Origin of the sequence: Dyadobacter tibetensis Y620-1 (genome assembly GCF_000566685.1) — a bacterium.
GTDB classification, from domain to species: Bacteria; Bacteroidota; Bacteroidia; order Cytophagales; family Spirosomataceae; genus Dyadobacter; species Dyadobacter tibetensis.
In genome coordinates this window covers 777,284-797,100 of sequence record NZ_AZQN01000002.1, presented here as the reverse complement: position 1 = coordinate 797,100, position 19,817 = coordinate 777,284, and the positions used below count along the sequence as shown (strand labels likewise).

17 protein-coding genes are annotated in these 19,817 nt (G+C 41.9%); 12 read left to right on the top strand and 5 right to left on the bottom strand.

Annotated features, from left to right (window positions below; translation table 11 throughout):
• The 7 genes from X939_RS0106975 to X939_RS24005 form a co-directional block, all read left to right on the top strand.
• Positions 1 to 1,178: T9SS type A sorting domain-containing protein (locus X939_RS0106975; protein WP_025762545.1), on the top strand; the 1,178-nt coding region annotated here is incomplete at its 5' end.
• A gap of 671 nt (positions 1,179 to 1,849) precedes the next feature.
• Positions 1,850 to 2,635 (top strand): hypothetical protein, encoded by a 786-nt coding sequence (locus X939_RS0106970; RefSeq protein WP_025762544.1) that lies wholly within the window; start codon positions 1,850 to 1,852, stop codon positions 2,633 to 2,635.
• Between the two features lie 262 nt (positions 2,636 to 2,897).
• Positions 2,898 to 3,221 carry an ArsR/SmtB family transcription factor gene (locus tag X939_RS0106965; protein WP_025762543.1) on the top strand — a complete coding sequence of 108 codons (324 nt, stop codon included), beginning with the start codon at positions 2,898 to 2,900 and terminating at the stop codon, positions 3,219 to 3,221.
• A 4-nt stretch (positions 3,222 to 3,225) separates the two neighbouring features.
• Positions 3,226 to 3,684, top strand: a complete 459-nt coding sequence (locus X939_RS0106960) for an SRPBCC domain-containing protein (RefSeq protein ID WP_025762542.1) — start codon at positions 3,226 to 3,228, stop codon at positions 3,682 to 3,684.
• A 12-nt stretch (positions 3,685 to 3,696) separates the two neighbouring features.
• Entirely contained in the window at positions 3,697 to 4,086 is a 390-nt protein-coding gene (locus tag X939_RS0106955; RefSeq protein ID WP_025762541.1) for a DoxX family protein, read from the top strand.
• A 2-nt stretch (positions 4,087 to 4,088) separates the two neighbouring features.
• Entirely contained in the window at positions 4,089 to 4,664 is a 576-nt protein-coding gene (locus X939_RS0106950) for a YdeI/OmpD-associated family protein (RefSeq protein WP_025762540.1), read from the top strand.
• Positions 4,661 to 4,795, top strand: coding sequence for a hypothetical protein (locus X939_RS24005; protein ID WP_262485429.1), 135 nt, complete (start codon positions 4,661 to 4,663; stop codon positions 4,793 to 4,795). The genes X939_RS0106950 and X939_RS24005 overlap by 4 nt, the downstream gene beginning before the upstream one ends.
• Before the next feature lie 310 nt (positions 4,796 to 5,105).
• On the opposite strand, the gene X939_RS0106940 is transcribed toward X939_RS24005, so the two are convergent.
• The 5 genes from X939_RS0106940 to X939_RS0106920 form a co-directional block, all read right to left on the bottom strand.
• Entirely contained in the window at positions 5,106 to 7,001 is a 1,896-nt protein-coding gene (locus X939_RS0106940) for an asparagine synthase-related protein (protein ID WP_025762539.1), read from the bottom strand.
• Complete coding sequence (locus X939_RS0106935; protein ID WP_131694641.1) at positions 7,001 to 9,073, bottom strand: YcaO-like family protein; 2,073 nt, start codon at positions 9,071 to 9,073, stop codon at positions 7,001 to 7,003. The genes X939_RS0106940 and X939_RS0106935 overlap by 1 nt, the downstream gene beginning before the upstream one ends.
• Positions 9,074 to 9,849: 776 nt before the next feature.
• Positions 9,850 to 10,482 (bottom strand): class I SAM-dependent methyltransferase, encoded by a 633-nt coding sequence (locus tag X939_RS0106930; protein ID WP_025762537.1) that lies wholly within the window; start codon positions 10,480 to 10,482, stop codon positions 9,850 to 9,852.
• Between the two features lie 90 nt (positions 10,483 to 10,572).
• On the bottom strand, positions 10,573 to 11,625 hold the full coding sequence (locus X939_RS0106925) for a glycoside hydrolase family 43 protein (protein ID WP_025762536.1): 1,053 nt from the start codon (positions 11,623 to 11,625) through the stop codon (positions 10,573 to 10,575).
• Between the two features lie 152 nt (positions 11,626 to 11,777).
• Positions 11,778 to 12,689, bottom strand: a complete 912-nt coding sequence (locus tag X939_RS0106920; RefSeq protein ID WP_025762535.1) for a UbiA prenyltransferase family protein — start codon at positions 12,687 to 12,689, stop codon at positions 11,778 to 11,780.
• Positions 12,690 to 12,818: 129 nt separating this feature from the next.
• Here X939_RS0106920 and X939_RS0106915 point away from each other — a divergent pair, with 129 nt between their 5' ends.
• The 5 genes from X939_RS0106915 (at position 12,819) to X939_RS0106895 (ending at position 19,805) form a co-directional block, all read left to right on the top strand.
• The gene (locus X939_RS0106915; RefSeq protein ID WP_025762534.1) at positions 12,819 to 13,535 is read left to right on the top strand and encodes an SOS response-associated peptidase; all 717 of its coding nucleotides are present in this window, start codon (positions 12,819 to 12,821) and stop codon (positions 13,533 to 13,535) included.
• A gap of 170 nt (positions 13,536 to 13,705) precedes the next feature.
• The gene (locus X939_RS0106910; protein ID WP_025762533.1) at positions 13,706 to 15,256 is read left to right on the top strand and encodes a M20/M25/M40 family metallo-hydrolase; all 1,551 of its coding nucleotides are present in this window, start codon (positions 13,706 to 13,708) and stop codon (positions 15,254 to 15,256) included.
• A gap of 153 nt (positions 15,257 to 15,409) precedes the next feature.
• Positions 15,410 to 17,674 carry a M1 family metallopeptidase gene (locus tag X939_RS22125; protein ID WP_025762532.1) on the top strand — a complete coding sequence of 755 codons (2,265 nt, stop codon included), beginning with the start codon at positions 15,410 to 15,412 and terminating at the stop codon, positions 17,672 to 17,674.
• Between the two features lie 127 nt (positions 17,675 to 17,801).
• On the top strand, positions 17,802 to 19,025 hold the full coding sequence (locus X939_RS0106900) for an ATP-grasp domain-containing protein (protein ID WP_025762531.1): 1,224 nt from the start codon (positions 17,802 to 17,804) through the stop codon (positions 19,023 to 19,025).
• 84 nt (positions 19,026 to 19,109) lie between these two features.
• Positions 19,110 to 19,805 (top strand): M15 family metallopeptidase, encoded by a 696-nt coding sequence (locus tag X939_RS0106895; protein ID WP_229236017.1) that lies wholly within the window; start codon positions 19,110 to 19,112, stop codon positions 19,803 to 19,805.
• Positions 19,806 to 19,817: the final 12 nt, after the last annotated feature.

The window sequence follows — 19,817 nt, the reverse complement described above, 5'->3', positions numbered from 1 at the left end:
GTTGTTCTGCAACTTCTGCCACTTTTACGAAACAGGCCACCTATGCAACTCCTCCGACTCCAACGGCACGAGTGATAGCCCCTGCAACCTGTACATCGGATTCGAAACATATTATTAACTTTTACAATCCTAATTATACTTATTCTTCAGTCCCTTCAGGTTTAACGTTTTCGGCAACAGGGGCAATTGAAAATGCGGTAAGTGGAACTTCTTATATTATCACTGCTACCTCAAGTATGGGATGTGCCTCTTTAGGTAATAATTTTATGCAGACACCTCAATTTAAAGGTACAGCAGGTACCACCACGCTTTCAACTAGCGGTTGCGTTCTACCGGGAGAATCTGTGCCTCTTACGACATCAGGAAACAGCACTGGATCAGATTTTGTGACAAAGTATGTGCTAGCTGATAATAATGACCAGATTATATCAGTATGGGATACTCCGAACGTGACAGCTCCTGCGAGTGTTGGTAATTATAATATTTACGCTGTTAATTATAATTCGGGATCAGGTCGCCCTTCACCTAATCTTACCATTGGGAATGATATAAGCACTATTGAGGATTCCGATGGCTCTTGCTCGATATTAGGTGCACCCACTGATTTATGTGTCGTCTCAACCTTGCCTGTAACTTTAAAAAGTTTTACAGTAACGACCGAAGCCAATTCGACCAATCTTGATTGGACTACTACTGAAGAAACGAATACAGATAGGTTCGAGATTCAGCGTAGTTTGGATGCTAAAGAGTGGAACAAAATAGCTACTCTTAAGGCGGGTGGCGAAAGCAAAGAATTGCTTCGTTATTCCTTTAAGGATGTGGCTCCCCTGAATGGCCAAAATTATTATAGGCTAAAAATGGTTGATTTGGATGAGACCTTTGCATACAGCCTCATTAGATCAATTAGGTTCGAAGGAGCCTTTGACAATAAAGTTGTAGTTTATCCAAATCCAGTGTCGGATGTAGTTTTTCTTAATAACGTTCAAGGAATCAATATTTCCCCTGAGAATGTGAAAGAAATATATATATTGAATAGTGGTGGAAGCCCTGTTTATAAGTCAGGTTCATTCCCTAAGGATGGACTCAATGTTCGTCACTTAAAAAATGGAAAGTATATTCTGAAAGTAATTTTGAAAAACGGAATATCAAGTTCACAACATCTTGTTATTGTCCATTAATCTTTATTAATTTTTAGTTCTAAACTGGCCGTCTCAATTTTTTGAGACGGCCTTTGCTTTTCCAACCTTAGGAGGTTTATTTAATACCTACACTAAAATCTTGTGGATAATCAGGAGACTTAAAAAAGAGCCAATTTAACCTGGATATTAGATTGTATTTAACGATTCGAAAAGAAGGCTGGTAAACAATGGATGCACCGCTGAAAGGTAAATATCTATAATCTCTTCCTACTAGAAACCTATACGCATCATGTCTCTGATTATATCTCCACGGGTAAAGTAGCTGGATTCGAATTAGTTGATCTGGAGAGGAGAGTGGGTATCCACAGATTTATTGGAATTTTATTTAAAAAAATGAGACTCACATTTATGGGTTAGGTTGTTAGTAAATAAGTAATTCTTTGTTCCAACCTTTTCTTTAAATTTAAGATCTATTATGCTTCGGTTAGATATCTTGGGGAAGTGATTTTATATTATGGGCTCCAAAAAGTTCTCTTTTGAGGCTTTTTTTGTGTCAAAATATATGATCCAATAGTCTGATTATAAGCTTTCTATCAGCAGGTTGAACAGAAAGACTTACTTTGGTTTTGCATAATGGGAGATTTCGGTGTCTTAATTAATCGGCCGCTATTGACATTCAAATAAATGTTGAATACCAAATCCAAACATCCATGATACAACATGATTTTGCAAATAAGGCTAAACAACAATTACTTCATGACCCAGGTATCCTCGGACTGGCGGCTGCGGGGTCTTGGTTGACTAACCAAATCGATGAATATTCTGATTTGGATTTGATTTTAGTAACCAAAGAAAAAATCTCAGATGATAAATCCAAGATGGTAGACTTGGCAAATCGGTTTGGTACACTTCTATCCTGCTTTACAGGGGAACATGTAGGTGAACCCAGACTTTTGATTTGTTTGTATGACGATCCATTGCTTCATGTTGATATAAAGTTTCTTACGCTCTCGGAGTTGAATCCGAGAATTGAGACCCCTTATATTCTACTCGATCGTGAAGGTCTATTGCAATTGGCTTTTGAGCACTCTGATCATCAATTTCCTTTACCCGACTTTCAGTGGATCGAAGATCGATTTTGGACCTGGATACATTACACCCTACTTAAAATTGGACGGGGAGAATATTTTGAAGCGTTTGATTTTTTTGGATTTATAAGAATGGTCGTTCTTGGGCCACTCTTACATATAAAGAATGGAAAGTTGCCCCGGGGTGTTCGGAAAGTAGAGAGGGAACTAAATGAAAATGACTTGATGATTTTGAAAACCACCCTAGCCAACTACGAACGACAATCACTTCTGGAAAGCTTGAAAAATACTGTACATCTTTATCGGAGCTTAAGGGAGTCACTTTTTGATGATAAGGTAATACTTCATGCCAGAACTGAATTAAGAGTAATGGAGTATTTGACAAAGATTGAACAAATGAAAAGTTAGGTGCTAACCAGTGCAAGTAGAAATGGCTGACGATAAAGGGGCCGTAGGAATTTTAAAATATAAATAAATGGGTTGCGACAGGGGCTAAATTATCTTTCATGAATACTGTGTATGGGGGAGGGATTTCATGGATATTAATCTAACCATAGGTTGTCAATTTACTATGGTATAGCTGGTGGCCACAAAAAAATAATTATGTTTTTCGTTAAATATTTGTGCAGTTAAATGATTGCATATATATTTGCAGTTAAATAACTGCATTATGAAATTAAGAAGAGATGTCTTTCAGGCCATTGCCGATCCGACTCGTAGGGCCATCATATCATTGCTTGCGATTCAAGCGCTGACACCCACAGCTATTGCCGATAATTTTGAATCTTCAAGGCAAACTATTTCGAAGCATATTCAGATTCTTGCTGAATGCGAAATATTATTTCAAGAGCAGAAGGGGAGGGAAATTTACTACCATCTCAATCCGAATGGAATGAAAGATATAGCAGAATTCATTGATCCTTTCAGGAAGTTTTGGGATGAACGATTTAATGAACTCGAAACCGTCATGAAAAATTACCAATCGAAAAGATAATTGTATGGAACCTAAAACGAGCATAGTAGCAGTAGATGGTAAGCAAGAAATCGTGATTACGCGCAATTTTGACCTGCCAGTCGACCTTCTTTTTAAAGCTTATTCGGAATCTGAACTCATCGAACAGTGGATGGGTACGAAAGTCCTAAAATACGATTTTCGTGTTCATGGTAGTTTTCGGCTCCAAACAACGGATCAAAAAGGTAAGCAGTATGGGTTCCACGGTGTCATACACGATTTTATTCCGAATCAGAAAATCATAAGAACTTTTGAAATGGAAGGCATGCCCTTCGGCGTTCAACTAGAAATTTATGAATTTAAGAAGCTGACAGAGTCAACTAGCCATCTCAGGCAGCTGATTATTTATCAGTCAGTAAGCCACAGAGACGAAAATCTTAAATTACCTTTTAGGCAAGGTATTACTTGGGCCCATAACAGAATAGAAGAAGTTTTATCCGTTTAAAATGATTGTAAAATGAATAAATCTAAAACGATTATCTATTGGATTACCACTATTTTTCTTTCAGTGGGAATGCTGGCTGGCGGGGTTCAACAGATGTTACAAATAGGAGGGTATAACGAAATTGTTTCAAAATTAGGTTATCCCCTTTATATGCTATCCATTCTGGGAACCTGGAAGATATTAGGTGTAATTACGATTCTTCTACCACGACTTACACTTCTGAAGGAATGGGCCTATGCAGGTTTCTGCTTTGCCATGTCGGGAGCGGCTATTTCCCATTTTGCTGCAGGGCAAGCATTAACGGATGCTTTGCCGTCACTCATATTATTATTCACCACCATATTATCCTGGTATTTAAGGCCAGAAGCCAGAAAAATCTATACCGGATATAATCCAATCTGAATATGGGAAAAGTTGATATTTACTTAAACAGAATTACAAACTGGAAGGAAGAATCCGTTATTTTAAGAAATATTTGTTTGGAAACGGAGCTTGTTGAAGATTTTAAATGGATGCATCCATGCTACACATATATGGGCAAGAACATAGTTCTGATTCACGGTTTCAGGGACTATTGTGCGCTACTTTTTCATAAAGGAGCTCTGTTGAAGGACAGCGAGAATATTTTGATACGGCAAACAGAAAATGTGCAAATGGCTCGACAGATAAGATTTACAAGCGCCGAGGAAATTTTGGGACTAAAATCAGTTATCAAAACCTATCTTTTAGAAGCTATTGAATTAGAAAAGGCCGGGACGAAAGTAGAATTGAAACCAACTTCAGAATATCATATGCCTGAAGAACTAAGCCAGGCATTTGAAAATAATAAAGCTTTGGAAATCGCATTTAACAATTTGACTCCTGGTAGGCAAAGGGGATATTTACTATATTTTTCCCAGGCCCAACAGTCTAAAACGCGTAGAGCCAGAATTGAAAAATCACAATCCAAAATTCTCGAAGGCAAGGGCCTAAATGATTGACCAATGCAGTTGCAGACAATATGAAACTTCACGAACATCAGCTTAATGGTTTAAAAATTGCAGAAATTGCTTCCGATGAGATATTAATTCATAATACGGAAGATGCGATACAGTTACTCGGGGTAAAATAATTAACCCGTTGTGCGGTTTAAACGAATAATACACTTATGTTAGGGATGTTTGGCATAAAGGCTTTCCTGCTACTGCTATTGCCCATAGGCTGGCTGATCATTTCGAAGTAAACCGGAATTTTCTGGTGGGCAATACGGTAGTTGAAATTGACACGACAATCCTGAATCACCTTAATAAAGTGAATTAATGCCCTCCGAAGAAAATAACAGTGCGCGGACATTTTTGTTACTTACTTGCATATTACAACTTTTTATCAACCTTCAGCAGCTTACTAAATTCAATTAAAAAGAAATTATGATTAGTATCCATTTATAAAGAATCCGCCGGCTTAGTTTCTATCTCCGTTTTCCAAATACTGGCCAGCAGAGCTCTCTGAAATTTCTTTGTAATTCTAAAACAAGATCGAGGGTCATGCAGTGTATTCTGGATAGCCCGCCGCCCTCTAATAAACTGATCTTTCGATTCAAGGTCACAGGCTCCATCGTCCAGGTAAGTATCTATCATGCTGATAAGGTTCAAAGCAATGGCCACGTTAAATAAGGACTTCGATTTTCTTAATCGAATAGGTTCCGGTAAGGTTCCTTTCATTGCTTCTCTGAAATAGTATCTATTCATTCCCTCTGGTCCCAGCCTCATTGTTTCGGGTAAGGCCAGACTTAATTCAATAAAATCTTTATCCAGGAATGGGTGGGCATATTCAATCCCAAATGCGGCGCCGGATAGGTTGAGAATTTCATTTATTTCTATCATACCACCAGAGTAAATGCGACTAAAATGATCTTGCACCGACTCTTCCAGGTTGTGCGGTATATATCGTTTATTTATCCTATTGATACGATTTGTATTTCTTCTGAAAAGTTTATTCTTTAAAGGGCCTTTTACATAAGAAAGGCCCAGAGTAATTAGCTCCTGGAAGGAAATGAATTGCTGAGAAGCAGCAGCAGTGAGCAATTTCAAAAAAGAAAATAAACCTTCCTGATTGTATTTTTTTTTCAATGCCAGTTTTAATAATACTGTTTTAATCGTTTGTAATGCTTCTGTGTTTTTACTGAAATATTCGTTGAACTTTCTGAATTTTGACTCAGTAATTAGTTTTATTAAATAGGATCCACCAGTATCTATTACGGTATCACCATCGTGTCCTGTCAGTATGACCGACACTCCTTTTCTTTTGAAATATTTTAATTCGGGTAGGACTTTTGTAGCAGTGGGTATAGTACTTGGGTCGGGCCTTTCTATATAACTTTGAACGTCCACAAAATCGCTAATCGGGGCCGTATTTCGTCTAATTTCATAATGGTTTTCCGGATTTTTCGGAACTGCATGCTCAGCGAATTCCCTTTCATCCGAATCTGGGTGGTCGGGAAAAAAATGAACTGTAAAAAGCTGTCTGTGCCTGGCCAATTTTTCCGCTACTTTATATACGGAACTTGAGTCCAAGCCTCCACTTACATGAACACCATTCAGGTTTTGAAGTCTTCTGTTAACTGCTTGCTCAAAAAGCTTCTGACATGCTTCGATAATCAGCGATGTATTTGTCAAATAAGCGAACCGGTTGGGGTCAATTCTCCAGTAAAAAATTTCTTCGCAGGTTGACAAATCGAGATCGAATGATAAGATTGTAGCGGGGATAACGGCACAAATGCCCTCATAATAGGTTTCCTTTCCATATGCTCTAAAGTCGGTGGGCCAGTGGAGGTACTCTTCTAGCTTGGCCCTATTTATGCCTTTTGATGCGATGCTAAGTGTCAGCAACGCTTTGGCCTCAGAAGCAAAGACTAGGAATTTGCCTTCCTCAAAAAAGTAATAAAGGGGGCGTACCCCCATATGATCCCGAATAAGAAAGACCTTTTTGATTCGCTCATCTACTATTGCTATGGTAAAGTCTCCAATCAGATGTTCAGCAAAAGCAATACCTAACTTTGAATAAGCAGTAAAGATGAGCTCATTGGCACTAATCTCTGTATATGGTGTGTTAATTCCCGCCATTTTACAGAGCTGGGATTTATTATCAATTCGGCTATCGGAAATGACAGTTATGTCTAATTTATGGAATGGGGATACTGTATGGCATGTGTCTAGCTGTCCAAGACTGTAATTTTCACAAGCTTGTATGCGTGGGCTTCCTCTATGTGCCAGACTTATGCCCATCTTCTGGAGCTCCGATACTTCAACAGCGCCAATGGTTCCTATTATACCTTTCATCAGTACAAATCAAAATTTCTTAATGAGCCTTCTGTAGGCGTAAAACCTTGCAGGTTATGCACAACAGAGAATAACCTGCCGGAGGCAAACCTTGCGTCCATATCCCTCATGCCGGGTACAATGGCTTTAACAACGGGCAATAGCACGTCCTTTCTACTTAAGTCTTTATAGAAGATAGTTAGCCCTTGCTTTTTGATTTCCGATTCTACCGTTTTTAATTCATCTTCCAGAGCCATATGCAGTGGGTCGATGTTCCAGGCGGGGGCCTTCGGTTGATGGTTTCTGAAAATATTAACGGTCTCTTGTATCTGATATTTGTTTAATTTACTTTTCTTATTCAATTGGTTCAAATACAGCTGATTGAGTTCATTGAAAGCTTTGATGCAAGCCTTATCGAAGTTGATATTGGAGCCACAGGCTAATATAAATTTACCCTCCAGATAATCAGAAATGACAGCAATTGTCGGAATTCGGATATCTTGGGTAATATCGAAAACGTACAGATTTTTACCCGCTTTTTGGTGTTCTTCTAAAGCGAGTCCGACGATGGGCAGGTGGCAGATGTAATTGATGTCTACAGCCTTTTTATCCAGTCTGTTATACCACCAAATGGCATAAGCATCCCTTTCAATGAGTTCGTACAGACCGTGAAGACGGGCCATATGCATGGTTGCACCGGCCGCAGTACCGTTGGTGATCCATTTAAAAAAAAATGCTGAAAGGGAATCATCCAGAGGCCCGCCCATGAATAGCATGGAGGTAGGGATCCATTTGGAAGAGTTATTTAGCGAATTTTCAATCCTAGACCAGGCAATAGGTGCTTTTTCATCGAAAGGTTGCAGTTTTTCTCCAATCTGATTCCTGGCACTTCCTTGAGAATATTGCTTGGAACTATACAGCAGAATTTCGTTAGGATGAATAGCTTCCTTGCGCAAATTCTCATAAGAATCAATCACATACTGATCTTCATGCTCTCGGAATATCTGAGAATATCTTTCCAATGTTTCGCAGAAGGCCTTTGCCTCGGACTCTTCCTGGATAAGTCCATTCCCAGATGCTGTCGTCTTTAAAAAATATACATCTGAACTTATCAGATTTGAACGAAAAATTGGTCCTCCTGACGTTACCCATCCACCAAATGGTGTAACATAGGAACTGAACGTATTTATTAATCCCGTTAATCCATGCACATGAAAGGATAACTGCCTATATACAGTATAAATATCAGCAGGCTTACCTTGTTTATCCAGAATATCTGAAACAGAAAAGGATGAAGAATTAACTAGTGGGAGGGGTAGCTCAATACGCTGAACTTCTAATTTTTTTCTGTTGAAAATAACCAGCGTATGCTTGGACTCACCAGATTGAATAAAATGTGGCAAATAATCGGCTACAAGTTTGACGGACTCCGTAATTTCAGAATGACGAATAGATTTTGAGTTACTCTTAAATATCAGTAAATCCTTGTAGTAGATGCGTTGTAACCGTTGAAGAAAGCTAAAAAAGGAAACTGTATCAGAAGTCTCAAATATAGGGAGTAGTTTAATTTCGTTACGGCAAGTCCATATAATAGCGAACAGTTTGGTTCGAACCTCCAATAATTTGTCTATGTTAATACTCAGTAAATCTGCTATGATAATAACGGTCAGGTCTGCCTGTTTAGGATCCACAGTAATATTGACAAAATCAACTAAATTGGTTTTGTCAATATTACATGATGTAGGGTCGGTACAAATCAAAGAGATTTTTAAAGGGGAGTCTGGTAATATTATCTCGTCCCTTATTAAACCATAGACCGCCTCAATGATTTCCTGTACCGGATAGCTATCAATATAGGCCTCCGTAATTTGATTGAGACTTAATTCTTGGGCCTCATAAAACGTGCTAAGTAGTTTACTTTGAAGGGTATTTTTATAAAATTTATCCGATCCACTATCAGAGAGACAGACCATTTTATTTCGAAAACTTAGCAAATTGTACGAATTATTCCATCTCATATTAACATGGATCCCAGTTTCCCATACCATCTGCGTCCAGACTTCCGTTGCTATGTGTAAGTCTAGAAATCTCACCTATTTTTTTCAATTTAGGCGAAGTATAAGTTCTTTTTCGTCCTGGGATATTGCTTTTTGTCCTTGTTTTCATAGAATTACTTTTGATTTAGACTCCTGAAGTTATGGAGAAGGTTATCCTTAATTTATTTTTAATTTATTATAGCTAGTATTTGACATGACAGGTACAAATATATTCGAAAGATAAATTATTTTTCTGGTGAATTTGTATCGTTTCGGTAAAAATTTACAATTTGTTATTAATGACAATTCATTGAACAGCTATATATCACTAGCTATAGTTTTGGAGAAAAGTTATGATAATATGGATTTAGATTATTATGATGTATGATAGATTCCTTGGCGAATTTATATTCAGGCTTCTCAGTAATTCCAACGAAGATTGCTTTTAATATGTAAATTGCAGATAGCGGAAATGTACTCCTAATATAGCCTATTCATTACTGGTAGGGTTATGTTGGCCCCAGCAACAAGCTTGGTGAAGATGAGGTCAGAACCAGAACTTCCACGCCAAGGCAGAAATCTGTGACTTTCTTAAGTTTAAAATCCTGATCTGATGAATATTCCGCTTCATTCCCAAGACCCGTTACAGCTTACAATGTCTTTTAAGCCGATAGAATTAGAGGCAATTTCTCTGTATGATGCTAACGATGATTAATCTGTATTAAATGGAATCCATGCTGTCACCAGGATCTAGTCTAGGCTTATTGGCTTTTGTTAAAAAGATAGCAGAGGCTGAAGTAGAATAAATTTTTGAATATTACAAATAAATTACACTACCCTTTTCTCCTATACACCAGCCCAATCACAAAACTCCCAAAGGCATTGTAGCGATGTGTTATGGCATATCCGTAACTGGTAAATATGGGATGCATGGGGACAAGGGTGGTGGCCTCTACCCGGCAGAGCAAACGAAAGAAAAGGAGCATGATTTGGTGCAGGTATTTCTGCCAGAAACGAGGATGGTTGCTACTGAGATGAAAATCGGCAAAAAGCCAGATACCCGCAGGCTGCAGACAGGCATCTAGGCGCTGCATGACCCTGTCGATACGCTCCTGAACGAAATTATCGAAGAGAAAGGCGGTGAAAATAACGTCGTAGGTATGGTGTAGCGGGTAATCCTCCAGCGCACTATGCACGAAGGTTACCTGATTCTGGCCATAATTTCGCTTACGGGATCGTTCCAGCATCTGTGCCGAAATTTCTATATAGGTGATCTGCAGCCCCGAAGGATGGAGGTTGCTAATGGTCTCCAATACCCAGCCCGTTCCACCTCCAACGATCAAAATACGGCTATTGGCAGGAATATGGGCCAAGAGTTTTTCCTGAACTTCAATAAGGGCGCGGCCGAATACCAATTGGCTCAGGCTATCGTAAAAGCTAGCGACTCGATCGTAATTATTAAGCATCTACCAAGCTAACTCTTTTTCTAGGAAAGCCCAATGAAATATTATGGGGCCGGGAAGAAGAATCTGGCTGTCTTCCGCCCGGTTCGGCCGTTACGGCCTGATGGTCTGTATGCTGCCGTCACTGTTGCGCTTCAACTCCCGAACCTTTATATTGCGGAGGTGGGTCTGACCGGATAACTCCACATCATGATAAAATATAAACCACTTGGAGCTCTGATCTTTTTGCTTTATCTCTACAATAGAATGATGGGTGGTCCAGCCCGTTACAGGTTCCATTATAACGCCCTGATAGGTGAATGGCCCATATGGAGATTTGCTAGTCGCATAGGTCAATAAATGCGTGTCCCCGGTGGAATAGCTGAAATAATATAGATCCTCGTATTTATGTACCCACGCTCCCTCGAAAAAGCGGCGGTCATGGTCTCCTCCCAATAAAGGTTTCCCTGCTTGGTCCAGGATTACAACTTCTTTGGGTATTTCCGCCATCTGTTTCATATCTTGGCTAAGCTTAGCTACCCGCGCTGAAATAGCAGGAGCCTTGTCATTTTGCAGGTCAGTTTTGGATCCGTTAGCATTATATTGGCCCTTATTCCATCTCTGTAATTGCCCACCCCAGATGCCTCCAAAATACAGATAGCTGGTTCCATCCGTATCGGTAAAAACGGCAGGATCGATGCTATAGCTTCCTTTCATAGGCTCGGGCTCCGCCTTGAAGGGCCCTGTGGGTGATGAGCTGGTAGCCACACCAATGCGGAATACGTCTTTTTTGTCCTTAACTGGAAAATAAAGGTAGTAAACGCCATTTTTGTAAGCCGCATCAGGCGCCCATAGCTGTCTTCCTGCCCAGGGAATGTCCTTAATGTCAAGGGCTACGCCATGATCAACAACTTTACCACCAATAGAATCCATCGATAATACATGGTAATCCCGCATATCGAAATGACTCCCATCGTCGTCCTGAGCGATATTCGCTTCAATATCATGGGAGGGATAAATGTAAATGCGACCATCGAAAACATGTGCCGAAGGATCTGCCGTATAAATATCCTTAATCAATGGTTTGGGGGCCTCCGTCTGGCTGTAACCGATATTGTACGCCGAAAGAAGGATTCCTAATCCGAAAAAGTGTTTTGAAAAAATCATATTAATTACCCTTTTAGTGAAGTTTGTATTCAAGGGTTGAAATTAAGTGTTTTATTGACAAATAAAAAATATGATACACCTCATACAATCTGAAAATGACCAGAAAATTCCATACTGTATTGTAAATTAAAGTGTTGTAATGGCTTGGTAGATTATTGCTGAAGAAGGACGATACCTAGTATTCCGCAAATAGCCTTAATAAGGAGTAGACCGTCTATCACAATCAAATAGAATAGTATCTTTCTGGGGGTATGCAGGGCGAAGGCCACCCATAGCAGGCACAGAAATGGGAGGGTATTGAGGGCTATGGTGAGGGGAGCGAAATGTTTATAGCCTGCAAAAAGTAGTAAAGCGATAAGACCCACTATGAGTAATGGGATGAGGATATAGGTAATGGTAGGGTAAAGCCCAAACCTTACCACGAAGGTTTTTAGCTGTCGGTTGCTGTCATCTTCATAGTCTTTAATGTCGAACATGATGGCATTGACGGTACAAAACATCCAGTTTTTTACGAAGAGCCAAAGCATAAATCCCGTTTCTGAGATGGGGGCTCCTTCTTCTATGCCGGCCATGATGATGGGAAGCAGATTGACAGTTCCAGCCCAGACAAAGCCGATTACAAAGGCTTTGAGCCACCCTGTATTGCGTAGATTAAGGTGGTACATGGTTTTAGGGAGTAAGCCATAGTAAAGGGCCGCGGCCATGGCTAACAGGCTTATCATTAGCCAGTAGGGCCAAGGTAGCCCCAACAGTGCCTGCCCGTATCGCAGAAGTAGCAAGGTCCCTAACCCCACAGATAACAGCAGGAGAACCCATTGACTGTGCCTAACAAAGCGACGGTGATGCTGGTACCACATCGTTCGCGGATTATCGCTGGGAACGCTGATAGGCCCGGTGTAGGCAAAGGTGTAATAAAGAACGGTTACACAGAATAGCAGAATATAATACGTAGGGGGAAGAAAGGGCAGATTGAGCTGGTAGGCAGTCTCTATAGACAAGGCTATGGCGAGAAAGCCGACAAAGTAATTGGCAAAAAAGATAAATTGAATTAGCCTTGCAAGCATGGACGGAGACAGGGTTAGACTGCAAAAATAGTGATTTCAATGGTAAAGCGTCGGCAGGTAGGGCATGCTTATTTTGAAGTATTGGCTAGAATGGCGTATTTACCATTCAGATAATAATCCGACATGCCCATGTGTTATCATATATCACTAGAGAACAAGAAACAAGTAGAGGCTATGCAAAAGCCTATACGCAGTCATATCCCATTCGTTCCTAAATATCATTTTAACGGCTTCGACAAGCCTATGATCCCGGTACTAAGTATATTGGACCCCGGGACTATCGAGCTTTTCCGCTGGAGGCTAGTACCCGAATGGGTGAAGAAGGAGTCTGAATGGAAAGCCAATACGCTCAATGCTCGAAACGACGAGTTATTTGAAAAATCAGCCTATCGCGATTATTGGCAAAATCGATGTTTAGTATTATGTACCGGTTTTTTCGAGCCCCATACGCCAGGGGGGACAACCCAGACCCACAGCTGGTATATTAAGCCTGCTCACGGAGGGCTATTTACGCTGGGCGGAATTTTCACTCGATGGAAAGATTTATTTACATTTTCGATCATTACCACTGACGCAGGCCCACATATGGCTGCCATTCATAATGAGGGAGAACGCATGCCCTTAATTCTGGAAGGGGAGGCTGCTGAGGCCTGGCTTTCACCGACGCTTACACAGTCCAGGATGAAGGAATTAATGGTTCCATACACTGATGAATCGCGCCTGACGACTTACCGGGTAATGGACGGCGTGTTCAATGCCCGCCTTGATACCAACTGCGCAGAGGTGTTGAAGGAGCACCCCACGGGCTCCAGACTCAATGAAGGTGGGACCTTGTCTTTGTTTTAAGGGGGCAATCGGCAATCTGCTTAAGACTTTTAGCCTGTAGCTTAAAGCTTAAAGCTTTAAGCGGCCGAAGGCCAACAAAGGCCTATAATCAAATAAACCCTTATATTTGATTTGCCGTCCGGGTTCGATTCGGCGAAAAAAACACCATTAACCATATTAGTCCCTTCAAGATGAAAAAAAAATTGCTTTGGTCTCTGGCTATTGCCTGGGCGATGACAGTACCCTCTATTGCTCAATCGTCCGATCCTGTTGTTAATGCCATTATTAAAGAGGCCAATGAAAACTCCCAATTAGAAAAGTTGGGACATGAATTGATGGATCTGGTAGGTCCTCGACTGGTGGGGACCCCCCAAATGAAACATGCTGCCGACTGGGCCATTAAACAATATCAATCTTGGGGCATTCCGGCCCATACCGAGAATTGGGGGGAATGGAAAGGCTGGGAGCGTGGAATTACCCATATAGATATGATATCTCCCCGGGTAAAATCATTACAGGGTATGCAGCTGGCATGGAGCCCTAATACGGGTGGGAAGACGATTGCTGCAGACGTGATAATTCTTCCAGATTTGTCCGATTCCCTGGCCTACGCCAAGTGGCTCCCCAGTGTAAAAGGGAAATTCGTATTGCTTTCGATGTTGCAACCTACTGGTCGTCCTGACTATAACTGGAAAGAACATGCGCAGGAGGCCAGTTTTGAAAAAATGAAAAAATTGCAGGAAGATCAAACCGTTTCATGGAACGAGAGAATACGCCGAACGGGCCATACCAGCCGGACCTTACCCCTGGCTCTGGAAAATGCAGGGGCTCTTGGGATTTTTACTTCATACTGGTCAAAAGGCTTTGGAGCTAACAAAATTTTTGGCGCTTACACCAAGAAGGTTCCTGCCATTGATATCAGTTTAGAGGATTATGGTATGCTGTACCGGCTGGCAGAGTCGGGGCATACCCCCAGGATCAGTCTGCGTGCCGATTCAAAACATACGGCACCAGTACCGGCTTTCAATACTATTGCTGAAATGAAGGGTTCGGAAAAGCCTGAAGAGTATATCATTTTATCGGCCCATTTCGACTCCTGGGATGGCGGTACCGGTGCCACCGATAACGGAACGGGTACACTTACCATGATGGAGGCTATTCGTATTCTGAAAAAGGTATATCCGAACCCTAAAAGGACCATTCTGGTAGGGCACTGGGGAAGTGAAGAGCAGGGATTAAATGGCTCCCGGGCTTTCGTAGAAGACCATCCCGAGATTGTTAAAAACGTACAAGTTGTACTCAACCAGGATAATGGTACTGGTCGGGTAGTAGGGCTGTCCGGACAGGGCTTTGTTGATTCTTATGATTATCTGGGGAGATGGTTGTCGAAAGTACCAGCAGGAATCCGGAATGAGGTGAAAACAAGTTTTCCGAGCGCTCCGGGAAGTGGTGGCTCTGATTATGCCTCATTTGTTGCCGCAGGAGTTCCGGCTTTTTCGTTGAGTTCTCTCAGCTGGTCCTATGGCCAATACACCTGGCATACCAACCTGGATACCTACGACAAGATCGTGTTCGACGAGGTGCGTAATAATGCCATATTGACTGCCATACTGGCCTATCAGGCAAGTGAAGATCCGGAAAGGGCTTCTCGGGCTAAACGTGTTATGCCGATAAATGAGAAAGGCCAACCCGAAGCCTGGCCAGCGCCCAAGAGTCCAAACCGGAAGGGTGGATTAGATTAGACCTGGAGTAGATAACCATATACTTATCTAAATATAGAAATAATAGCTATCCCCATTCGTAACGGATGGGGATAGGCTTAGCAAGGAAGTTAGGGCAGAGCATTGCGTTTAAGATTGATTATATTTGTTTATAATTCAGTAAACCAAGCTATCATGCGCACACTTCTCCTCTGTTTATGCTTATTCTTCTCGTTCAAGCTCTGTGCACAGACAGCATCAGGGAAAGAACTTACCGTGGAGGATATCTCCATTCTAGAAAAAAAGGGGAGAGGAAGCCAGTTGATGTTTGCAGACAGAAGAAATGTCATTCAATCTTCCGGGAATTTTGATGTCCGCTATATCCGTGCGGAATGGACGGTAGACCCTGGCGTCAGGTGGATTGACGGGAAAGTGACCATATATTATCGTATGCAGACCTCCGGGAGCAATATCGCCCTGGATTTAAGTCAGAGTCTGCAGGTGAATCTGGTAACGCAAAGGAATATTCAACTTTCCATACTACACCAAGATGATAATCTGCTCATCAGTATACCTCATACGGAAGTCGGCGTTTTAGATTCCCTAACAATCAACTACAGCGGTAATCCAGGCAATTCCGGAATAGGTAGTTTTAATGTGACGACCCATGGAAGTCCATCCATACCCGTGATGTGGACATTAAGTGAACCCTTTGGCAGCAAAGACTGGTGGCCCTGCAAAAATGGCCTAAACGACAAGGCAGATGAGGGGGTTGATCTCATCATTACCCACCCTGCTTCTTATGCTGGTAATACCTATCGCGCTGCGGCGAACGGAGTATTGATGGAAGAGACTAACTTGCCCAATGGTAAAGTGCGTACACATTGGAGGCATAGGTACCCTATTGCAAGTTATCTGGTTTGTTTCGCTATTACCAACTATACGCTTACCACCCGCCACGTACTAATCGATGGGGTAAGCCTGCCGGTTATCAATTACGCATATCCAGAAAGTAAGGTCAGCTTTGATGCCGGAATACAGCATGCGTTGGATGCCATGGAGTTCTTTAGCACCGAATTAGAACCTTATCCCTTTATAAGCGAAAAATATGGTCATGTACAGTTTGGATGGGGTGGCGGAATGGAACATCAAACGAACTCCTTTATGGTGAATATGGATGAAAATCTGGTAGCCCATGAGTTGGCACATCACTGGTTTGGAAATAAGATTACTTGTAACTCCTGGCACGATATATGGCTTAATGAGGGCTTTGCTACTTACCTGGCTAATATTTACAGGGAAAATAAATATCCTTCGCTCAAGAATAGTATCCGGGCCAGTGGAATAAATAATATCACTTCGGTGCCCAATGGATCGGTAAGGGTAGAAGATACTACAGACGTAAATCGGATTTTCAGTGGGCGGTTAAGCTATTACAAGGGGGCACATCTATTGTATATGTTACGCTGGATCATGGGGGATGCACCCTTTCTCCTGGCACTTCGTAATTACCTGTCCGACCCTCTACTTTCCTATTCATATGCCCGGACTTCGGATTTAAAGCGACATTTAGAAGCGGTAGCAGGGAAAGATCTTACCTATTTTTTCGATCAGTGGTATTCAGGTCAGGGCTATCCTAGTTACCAACTGGAATGGAGAAAAATTTCTTCGGGCGTGCAGTTTAGTCTTAAACAGACGACTTCTCATGCATCGGTCGATTTTTTTCAGCTTCCGGTCCCTATTATGTTTAGGAATAATACTACGAATCAGCAAAAGCTGGTGATAGCTGATCATACTTTCAGTGGTCAGAATTTTACGGAGCTGCTGGGTTTTGTTCCAGAAACGGCGCAGATAGATCCTGAATACTGGCTTATAAGTAAAAATAATACAGTTACTGAGCTTACCGACCCACTGCCAGTGTATTTTAGCAAGATTAGTATAGATTGCTCCGGAGCTAAAGCATCTCTTAATTGGCAGACCAGCTCCGAAGTCAATACCCATTTTTTTGAAATTCAAAAAAGCACAAATGCAGTTCAATGGGAGCAAATAGGTAAGTTGGACGCCGCTGGAAATTCAGGAATGGGGGCAGCGTATTCCTTTACTGACCCAATACCTTCATCTTCCGTGGTTTATTATCGAGTCATGGCCAGAGATTTAGATGGAAGCTTACAGCCGACCCGCATCCTTACCAATACTTGTCTTTTTTCAGAAAAATTACTGATCATTCCTAATCCAGTCAGCTCAACCCTTCGCCTTAATAACCTTCCTGCCTTTGACGGCTATGCCAAGCTCCAGATTTGGGATCAACAAGGTAGAAGAATCCGGACTCTGTCCCTGACCTATGCAGAAATGGTAGAGGGTGGTGTAGACCTAACTTTTCTAGCTGGAGGCTTATACCTTCTTCACCCTTCCATCCCGGGGCATAATTTCCCTGCTACGCTACCCTTCCTGAAAAAATAAGTCATGGGATAGCCGTTGGCTTCCAAAAATTCAAAATCTCTCTCTTGCTAAGCAGGTACTTTTTGCTAGATTTGGGAAAAGACCTTCGGGCCGTACTTCGGGGGGAGAAACACCAAAACAAGCATTTATGTCAGCACCCTACACATTCTTATGTATTTCAACGATTTTTAAAGGAAACGATTTCCTTCAGGCCTGTAAGGAATCGGGCAATACCGTATGGCTGATTACCGATAGTTTATTGGCTGAGAAGCCCTGGGTTCGAGAGAGCATCGATACCATTTTCTATGTCGATCAACTGCCATCTGGGGGGTACGATCTGGGGCAGATGGTAGAAAAACTTGCTATTGCCATGCGCAGTCAAAAGATAGATCGGGTGGTGGCGCTTGATGACCTAGACATGGAGCGTGCGGCTCAAATACGAGAATATTTCAGAATCCCTGGAATGGGCCAGACCACGGGTAGTTATTTTAGAGACAAATTAGCAATGCGCACCAAAGCCCTGGAGGCTGGAATTCGTGTTCCTGGTTTTTCTGCGTTGTTTAACGATGCAGAAATTGAAGCTTTTATCGCTGAATTTCCCGGTCCCTGGATGCTAAAGCCCCGGTCCGAAGCCAAGGTTACGGGCATTCAGAAGCTACATACCGCAGAGGCCTTATGGGCAGGCATCCAAAGCTTGGGTAGCGATCGCCATGCTTATCTGGTCGAAAAATATACCTCGGGCGACGTTTTTCATATTGATAGCATTACCTATAATGGAAGAGTGGTATTTCTTTGGAGCAGTCAATACCTTTCTCCGCCATTTGAAGTGGCCAGTATAGGAGGAATATTCAAATCCATAACGGTCCCTTTCGATTCGGCTGTTGCCCACAGTTTAGAGACTATGGCCGTAGATTTGTTAAAGGCTTTTGGTCTCACCCAGAGTGCTTCCCATACTGAAATCATACGTTCACATGACGATGGCCGTTATTATTTTCTGGAAACTTCTTCTCGGGTGGTTGGCGCCTATCTATCAGAAATGGTAGAGGCCTCGTCTGGGGTAAATCTTTGGAAGGAATGGGCCAAAATGGAAACAGCAGTAGTTGCCAATGAGGTATATAAGCTTCCTCCCTTGCGGCAGGATTACGCCGGAATTATTAAGGCTAGGGTTCCGCAGGAATGGGCAGACGATCGGATTTTTGATGACCCAGAGATCTTCTGGCGCATGAATGAGCCCTATCAGATAGGATTGGTCGTTAGAGCTTCAACTCAACAGAGGGTAATGGAGCTATTAGATAAATACACCTTGCTCATTCAAGAACAATTTTTAAAGAATACTCCGGATACTTCCTTGCCTGCCAATTCGGGTCAGTGAAGTATAAAGGCAATAATTCGACTAGGATTTAGTTACATAAAAATGATTGTATTTAGAAGAAAGAATTCTTTCGTATTTCCGGGAATGAAATTTTTACTTGGTCTTTTCTTAGCACTTACGATGGATCTGACTGTAAGGGTGGACTTGAGCGCTCAGGTCCTGCCCGATTTAGAAAGGACTATGATCGCCCGGGGCCTTGTAGATGTACAGAAGATAGATCCCAGCATTCTGGTAGAGCTTAAATATTCTACCACTGATAATTTTGTCAAGAAGGATGTATATGGAGCACTTACTAAAGCGTATTTACAGCCCGAAATGGCTAAACGACTAGCTAAGGCCAGTAAGATGCTTCAGGAGCAACATGCTGGCTATCGACTCCTTATTTACGACGCAGCCCGACCTAATTCGGTCCAGTATCAGCTCTGGGATGCCTTAGATGGACTTAAGATTCCGGAGGGGAGCAAATCGCAGTATGTGGCCAACCCTAAGTCGGGATCCAATCATAATTTTGGTTGTGCGGTAGATCTGACCGTAGTCGATGCAAAAGGCAAACCGCTAGATATGGGAACGGATTACGACTATTTTGGCCCCCTGGCTTATCCCCGTTCCGAGCAGGAGATGTTGCGCCAGGGGAAACTCAATAGCCAGCAGATTACTAATCGGAAAATTCTACGTGGGGTGATGACCAAATCCGGCTTTACGGTCAATACTACTGAATGGTGGCATTTCGATGGTATGTCCAAAAAGCAGGCACGAGCTACTTATGGGATGATCCCATGATCGGACATAGAT

Excerpts from the sequence above, each read along its gene's own strand:
- X939_RS0106920 (WP_025762535.1), bottom strand. The coding sequence starts at position 12,689 with ATGCTTGCAAGGCTAATTCAATTTATCTTTTTTGCCAATTACTTTGTC.
- X939_RS0106925 (WP_025762536.1), bottom strand. The coding sequence starts at position 11,625 with ATGATTTTTTCAAAACACTTTTTCGGATTAGGAATCCTTCTTTCGGCG.
- X939_RS0106910 (WP_025762533.1), top strand. The coding sequence starts at position 13,706 with ATGAAAAAAAAATTGCTTTGGTCTCTGGCTATTGCCTGGGCGATGACA.
- X939_RS0106970 (WP_025762544.1), top strand. The coding sequence starts at position 1,850 with ATGATACAACATGATTTTGCAAATAAGGCTAAACAACAATTACTTCAT.
- X939_RS22125 (WP_025762532.1), top strand. The coding sequence starts at position 15,410 with ATGCGCACACTTCTCCTCTGTTTATGCTTATTCTTCTCGTTCAAGCTC.
- X939_RS0106915 (WP_025762534.1), top strand. The coding sequence starts at position 12,819 with ATGTGTTATCATATATCACTAGAGAACAAGAAACAAGTAGAGGCTATG.
- X939_RS0106950 (WP_025762540.1), top strand. The coding sequence starts at position 4,089 with ATGGGAAAAGTTGATATTTACTTAAACAGAATTACAAACTGGAAGGAA.
- X939_RS0106900 (WP_025762531.1), top strand. The coding sequence starts at position 17,802 with ATGTCAGCACCCTACACATTCTTATGTATTTCAACGATTTTTAAAGGA.
- X939_RS0106940 (WP_025762539.1), bottom strand. The coding sequence starts at position 7,001 with ATGAAAGGTATAATAGGAACCATTGGCGCTGTTGAAGTATCGGAGCTC.
- X939_RS0106895 (WP_229236017.1), top strand. The coding sequence starts at position 19,110 with ATGAAATTTTTACTTGGTCTTTTCTTAGCACTTACGATGGATCTGACT.
- X939_RS0106930 (WP_025762537.1), bottom strand. The coding sequence starts at position 10,482 with ATGCTTAATAATTACGATCGAGTCGCTAGCTTTTACGATAGCCTGAGC.
- X939_RS0106955 (WP_025762541.1), top strand. The coding sequence starts at position 3,697 with ATGAATAAATCTAAAACGATTATCTATTGGATTACCACTATTTTTCTT.
- X939_RS0106965 (WP_025762543.1), top strand. The coding sequence starts at position 2,898 with ATGAAATTAAGAAGAGATGTCTTTCAGGCCATTGCCGATCCGACTCGT.
- X939_RS0106960 (WP_025762542.1), top strand. The coding sequence starts at position 3,226 with ATGGAACCTAAAACGAGCATAGTAGCAGTAGATGGTAAGCAAGAAATC.